Genomic DNA, 6,000 nt, shown 5'->3' on the forward strand with positions numbered 1-6,000 from the left:
GAGTAGCGATCGATCTTCTTCTCGAGAAAAGCGATCAGATCGCGGGCGGGTCGGAGGCGGAAATTCGGAAGTCTGTTGGTCTGTAAGTAACAGACTCAGGGGCGAGTCGTCCATGGCAGCCATCCTTGAGTAGGTCCTCCGCTTGGGCATCTCTACTGACCGAGATGGCCCTTCGATAGAATGATCTATAGGAGGTGGTTGCCATGTCGATCGCTCAGACGCCCGATGGGGACACCGTTCGCCGGCTGCGCAGCCGTCAGGTCGTGACGAGAGTGTCGTATCTGCGGGAGCTGCGTCGTGCTGCGCAGGGCACCACGCAGACGCAGCTCGCGCGTCTGATCGGTATCTCCCAGCCCTCCGTCAACAGCGCCTTGAAGTCCGCGGCCGCTGTGCCGGACGTGCGCCCCGGCTTCTCCGGCGCCACCACGTACGAGATCGCCCAGCGCTATGACGCCGGCGAGCTGACGCGGGAGCAGACCATCGATGAGCTCGGCCGCTGGTCCTACCGGCCCGGCTCGCCCAGCGACGGCTTCGACTGGACGACCGCGGACGCGGGGGAGTTCGAGGACGTCGAGCGCGCGTTCAGCGAGCACCTGATCGACGCGGAGATGTACGACGAGATCCTGACCCGTTACAGCGAGCAAGGTCGGTGACGGGCGAGGACTCGTCAGCGATCGCCGCGCACCGCGAGACGGTGCGCGAGTGGGCTCGGGCCGGCGGCCCGCTGAGCCCTGCCAGCGAGCGGGCGACGGTCAACAACAGAGACTGGTTCGTCCGCGGCCCTGACGGCGTGGACCGGCCGCGCGCTGCGCGCCGCCAGCTGCACGACCGCATGGTCGCCGCCTACCGCGACGAGTTCCCCGACGTCCGTGCAGAGCGGAAGGCGATCATCCTCGCCGGCCCGCCCGGGGCCGGGAAGTCGACCGTCCTCGCGGACGTGCTCGGCGCCGACCGCGGCGCGTGGATCACCGTCGACGCGGACGAGTTCAAGCGCGCCCTGCTCACGGAGGCGATCAAGGACGGAAGCTACGACCGCGCGATCATGCCGCCCGAGGTCCACGCCGCCGAGGCGGCGGGGGAGCGGTTCTTCCCGCTCGAGCTGGCCTCCCTCGTCCACGAGGAGTCATCCCAGCTCGCGATCCGCGTCCGCAACGAAGCGGTGCGGGACGGGCTGAACGTCGTGATCGACACCGTGCTCTCCTCACCCGAGAAGGCCGTCGAGCTGGGGCAGCGACTCGGATCCGCCGGCTACAGCGTCGAGGTCATCGACGTGGAGGTCCCGTTCGAGCTGTCGGAGTCGCGCATCGCCGGCCGCTGGCAGCAGTCCTACGAACGCGCCCTCGACGGCGCCGACGAGCTCGGCGGCCGATGGGTGCCCAGCGAGTACGCCCGCGGCGTCTACGCCGGACCGGACGGCCGCTCCCTCCCCGAGGTCGCCGCCGAGCAGCTGGCCGACACCGGACCGACCGTCATGCGCTACCGCCGCTACAGCACCCCCGCCGAAGGACAACCGCGCACGCTCGACGTCGACAAGTCGCGCACCGCCTTCGGAGAACCACTGATCGACACGACCCTCGCGCAAGCACGAGCGACCGTCACCCGCAGCTTCCCCACCACGACGCCGGCGCAGGCGCCGGACCGCGGCGACCGAAGCCGCTAGACCCACTGCCGGCGGCGCCCGCCAGCTTGCACCCTCCCTCTACCCGTTCCGGGGGCCGCGAGACGCGGCACCGGCGATGCCGGGGGAGGGCGGCCGCTGTGCGGCCCGTTCCCCTGCGTTTTCTTCACCTCTCCGCGGTTTCAACCTATTTCGCTCCACCGGCTGCGTGCCACCGATCCCGAACGCGGTCGCTGCGCTCCCTCACATCGCTCGTGATCGGCGTCACTCCGCCGCCTCCACTCAAACGGTCTTCCCCGCCGGAGAGGCAAAGAAAAACGATCAGCCAGAGAGAGACACACCATGAGCCAGCAGCGCGGCACCCGTACCGAAGTCATCAAGAGCGAGTACCACGGACCCGGGGCGGACGGGATCAGCCGGACCGCCCGTCAGGTGGTCATCGTCGGCGCCGGTGGCCGCGACCCGGTGACCGAGCAGACCCCCGCCGTGCACCTGGTCACCCGCGAGGGACGCGCGGGACTTCCCGGGGTGACGTTGCAGCACTTCGAGCCCGTCGAGGCCCTGCCCGCGGATCGCGTCGGCTACATGGCCTCCGGCGCCTACGTCGTCGTTCCGGTCGACGTCGCGCGAGCGCTCGACCTGTACCCGGCCGCGTACGCGCTGCACGACCGCAGCGAGACGCCCGCCGACTACCGCGACAACGACTGAACCCCCGAACCGAGAAGGAGAACCGACATGCTCACCATCACCCACACCCCCGAAGCCGGAACCCTCATCGAGGGCACCAGCCGCGGCGACGGCACCGCCGAGATCCTCAAGGCGACCGGCTGGCGCTGGGGCCGCTCCATCGGCGCCTGGTACGTCCCGCAGTCCCGCGACCGCCTGCCGAAGTGGTGGACCATCAACCGCGCCGCGACCGCCCTGCGCGACGCGGGACACGAGGTCACCATCGAGGCCGAAGAGACGTTCCGCCCGACCGCCGAAGCGGAGGCGGCGACCCTCGAGCGCCAGGCCGCCCGCGTCGACGCGCTCGACGCGAAGGCCGACCGGCGCATCGCGGACGCCGACACCGCCGACGCGGCCGCGCGCCGCGCATTCGACCGGCTCCCCGAGGGTGGCGAGCCGATCAAGATCGGCCACCACTCCGAGACGCGGCAACGTAACGCGATCGAGAAGGCCCACAACGCGATGGGCCGCAGCGTCGAGGCCGACCGCGAGGCCACCCGCGCCCGCGCCCGCGCCGACGTCGCCGCCGGGACTACCGAACACCGCTACGCCCCCGGAATGGTCGCCCGCCGCATCGACCGCCTCGACACCGACATCCGCGGATACATGCGGAAGATCGAGGGCAGCTCCCACAACTTCGGCGGCGGATACATCGAGACGACCGCCCCCGCGACCGGCGACTACCGGGAGCGGCTGCTCACCCAGCGCGCGCAGCTCGAAGACCAGCGCGACTACTGGTCGGACGTCCACGAGGCGCAGGCCGCCGCCGGACAGGTCACGATCCACAGCCGCGACACGATCAACAAGGGCGACGCGATCAAGCACCGGTTCGGCTGGCACGTCGTGACCCGTGTGAACCCCAAGAGCGTGACCGTCGCCCTCGACTGGAACGACAGAACCCGCCCCTACAAAGTCGCCTACTCCGACATCCAGGGGCACAGCACCGCCGCCGAAGTCGACGCAGCCCGCCAGGCCGCAGCCGAGAAGGCAGCTCAGGAATCGGCCGCGGCGAGCTGAACGGGAGCGGGCTACCTACCTAGATAGGTAGGTAGCCCGTGAGGGGCGTCCCCCCTCACACTCCCCGGCGTCCCCGTTCCGGGGCGCGAGCTGCGCTCGTGCAGCGGCGACGGAGCGCCGCCCAGAGGCCCGGCCGGCGGTGCCGGCCGCTGATGTTCGCCCGGTGGGCTCACGTTTCTTTGCCGTGATTCTCAATCAAGTTCGCAAGCTAGAACGGCAGTTTCCTGGGGATTTCGTCGGGTGTGGTCTACTGAGCGTGACCTGGGGGGAAGTGTTCTATGGACACCACTGTTGGACGATCGGGATGGGCGCGCTTCTGGGACCAGGGGCGGTGGTGGAAGGCGCTGGTCCTCGCTGTTGGGTATCTCGCGATCTACGAGCCGGCGTCTTTGCTCATGGCGCCGTTCGTGCCTTTCATCGGAGACGAGGGCTCTGCGAGCTACGTCGTCGTGCTTATCGTCGTGCCGGTGCTGATCGGCGGCCTCATTTTGGTCGGATTCGGAGCGAGCGTCGGCTGGCTGCGGAGCACGTTCGAGCGACAGCCGATCCGTGGCGGTGGCTGGATGTGGATCGCGATCGCGGTCGTGCTGCTGTTCAACGTGATGCGGTTCGCGAGCGTCGACTATTCCGCCGCGGGTTTCGATTGGGTGGCCGCGTGGCTGCTCGCCGGGCTTGTCATCGGCTTCTCCGAAGAGGTCCTCACCCGCGGGTATGTCGTGCGGATCATGCGCTCCTCAGGTCGATCGGAGATCGCCGTGGGTCTTGTTTCGGCAGCACTGTTCGCCCTGCTGCACGCGACCAACCTGTTCATCGGCCAGCCTCTGCTGTCGACGCTGCTGCAGATGCTTTACACGTTCTTCTTCGGCTTCTGCATGTACCTCGCGCTGCGTGTGACCCGCACGATCCTCGCGCCGATCCTGCTGCACGCCAGCACGGACCCCAGCATCTTCATGCAGGGCACCTACCCGGCGACCGGCGCCCTCGCGTCCTTCGCGCAGCTCGGCAATATCGTCGTGATCCTGGTCGGAGTCGTCCTCCTCGTGGTCTTCCTCATCACCGAACGCCGAGCTGGACACCGCGACCGGGTGGCGCGGCACGAGTCCGCGCAAATCGCGTAGCGAGCCGCAACCCGGGAGCCTCTGCTGAGGAATCGCTAGCGGCTTAGGGCGGCCACCTCTTAACGCCGCGTTGGCAAGCGCCGATCTCCAGTCGGTCTTCTCATGTGGAGGAGTTGGTGGGCGCGAATGGTGTGCCGTCTCGGAGGATGGCCCAGATGACGTTGATGCGCCGACGGGCGAGGGCGATGAGAGCCTGCTTGTGCGTCTTTCCTTCGCGGCGTTTGCGTTCGTAGAACGCTCGGGATGTGGCGCAGTGCATGGAGGCGATGAACGCCGCTTGAAAACAGGCGTTGAGGAGTCGGCGGTCGTAGCGGCGTGGTCGGTGGTGGTTTCCGGAGACTTTGCCCGAGTCGTGTGTTGCTGGGGCGAGGCCGGCGAAGCTGGCAAGCCGATCGGGCGTTTCAAAGTGCGAGAGGTCCGCGCCCGTGGCGGCGAAAAAGTCAGCTGCGAGGCGCGGCCCGAATCCTGGGATGCTCATGAGGAGTTCGGCGTGCGGGTGACTCGTCAGTCGCGTGTTGATCTCGGCGTCGAGGTCGAGGAGTTCTTGGCGTAGGCGGAGCAGGTCGTGGGCGATCTGGCTGACGAGGCGAGCTGCTGCTGCTTCGCCGTGGACGGAAGTGTGCTGTTCCGCTGCGGCTGTGAGTGCAGTGCTCGCCAGAGCTGCTGGCGTGCGAGCACCGTGGTTCTTGAGCCAGTTCGTGAGCCGTCGTTGTCCGACGCGTCGTAGTGCTGAGGGGGTCTGGTACTTGGTCAGCAGGAGCAGCGGTGACTTCGTGCTCGCGTAGTTGAAGGCAGCCTCGAGTGCGGGGAAGTAGTGCGCGAGGGTCGAGCGGAGGCGGTTGGCGGCGCGGGTGCGGTCGTGGACGAGGTCCTCGCGCCGCGCGGAGAGTAACCGGAGCTCGGCGGACACATCGTCGATCTGTCGGATGGGTTCGAGGTCGTGGCGCATCCGGGCTTGGTCGGCGATGATCACGGCGTCCTTGGCGTCGGTTTTCGCTTCGCCGCGGTAGGTGTTCGCTGCGTGGTGGACTGCTCTGCCCGGAATGTAATGCAGGGCGTGCCCGTGGTCGGAGAGGACGGCCTGCAACAAGCCGACGCCGCCGTGGTTCAGGTCCGTGGTCCAAGTGATCTGGGCGCCGGTCTGTGCGCTCGTCACATCACCGAGGAGGGTGAGGATCTCGGGTTCGCGGTTGGCGAAGCGGCGGGAGAGGAGCTTGTTCCCGTCGGCGTCGATGACGACGCAGTGGTGGTGGGTCTTGCCGGCATCGATACCGGCCCAGAGTTGCGGCACGCGCTTGTCCTTCCTCGAGGTTGTTTCGTGCGCGCCTTCAGCGACCAAGCCGGCAAGTCCCTACAGGGCGATCAATCGCGTTTCTCAATGAGCGGTCGAGTCGTTGCGGGATCCCGGGTGGCAAATCACGGCATGCCATCAGCGGGCTGAAGCCTTCTGGCCATACCCAGGATCCCTGGCGCGTTCCGAAGCTTACGAACGCTTCGGATCCACGTTTTTTACCGTAGGGA

The 6,000-nt window shown here is 67.9% G+C and carries 6 protein-coding genes; 5 read left to right on the plus strand and 1 reads right to left on the minus strand.

Going from position 1 to position 6,000, the window contains the following annotated elements; genetic code table 11:
- Nucleotides 1-203: 203 nt before the first annotated feature.
- From NB037_RS02480 to NB037_RS02500, 5 genes are all read left to right on the plus strand, one after another.
- On the plus strand, nt 204-653 hold the full coding sequence (locus NB037_RS02480; protein WP_251943337.1) for a helix-turn-helix domain-containing protein: 450 nt from the start codon (nt 204-206) through the stop codon (nt 651-653).
- Entirely contained in the window at nt 650-1,660 is a 1,011-nt protein-coding gene (locus tag NB037_RS02485) for a zeta toxin family protein (RefSeq protein WP_251943339.1), read from the plus strand. Before NB037_RS02480 ends, NB037_RS02485 begins: the two co-directional genes overlap by 4 nt.
- A gap of 300 nt (nt 1,661-1,960) precedes the next feature.
- Nucleotides 1,961-2,326 carry a hypothetical protein gene (locus NB037_RS02490; RefSeq protein WP_251943341.1) on the plus strand — a complete coding sequence of 122 codons (366 nt, stop codon included), beginning with the start codon at nt 1,961-1,963 and terminating at the stop codon, nt 2,324-2,326.
- Between the two features lie 27 nt (nt 2,327-2,353).
- Complete coding sequence (locus tag NB037_RS02495; protein ID WP_251943343.1) at nt 2,354-3,361, plus strand: DUF3560 domain-containing protein; 1,008 nt, start codon at nt 2,354-2,356, stop codon at nt 3,359-3,361.
- A gap of 278 nt (nt 3,362-3,639) precedes the next feature.
- Nucleotides 3,640-4,479 (plus strand): CPBP family intramembrane glutamic endopeptidase, encoded by an 840-nt coding sequence (locus NB037_RS02500; RefSeq protein WP_251943345.1) that lies wholly within the window; start codon nt 3,640-3,642, stop codon nt 4,477-4,479.
- Nucleotides 4,480-4,579: 100 nt separating this feature from the next.
- On the opposite strand, the gene NB037_RS02505 is transcribed toward NB037_RS02500, so the two are convergent.
- Nucleotides 4,580-5,770 carry an IS110 family RNA-guided transposase gene (locus NB037_RS02505; protein WP_251943347.1) on the minus strand — a complete coding sequence of 397 codons (1,191 nt, stop codon included), beginning with the start codon at nt 5,768-5,770 and terminating at the stop codon, nt 4,580-4,582.
- Between the last annotated feature and the right edge of the window lie 230 nt (nt 5,771-6,000).

Origin of the sequence: Rathayibacter rubneri, from assembly GCF_023743255.1 — a bacterium.
GTDB classification, from domain to species: domain Bacteria; phylum Actinomycetota; class Actinomycetes; order Actinomycetales; family Microbacteriaceae; genus Rathayibacter; species Rathayibacter rubneri.

Coding starts and splice junctions, on each gene's coding strand:
- NB037_RS02490 (WP_251943341.1), top strand. CDS start 1,961: ATGAGCCAGCAGCGCGGCACCCGTACCGAAGTCATCAAGAGCGAGTAC.
- NB037_RS02480 (WP_251943337.1), top strand. CDS start 204: ATGTCGATCGCTCAGACGCCCGATGGGGACACCGTTCGCCGGCTGCGC.
- NB037_RS02495 (WP_251943343.1), top strand. CDS start 2,354: ATGCTCACCATCACCCACACCCCCGAAGCCGGAACCCTCATCGAGGGC.
- NB037_RS02500 (WP_251943345.1), top strand. CDS start 3,640: ATGGACACCACTGTTGGACGATCGGGATGGGCGCGCTTCTGGGACCAG.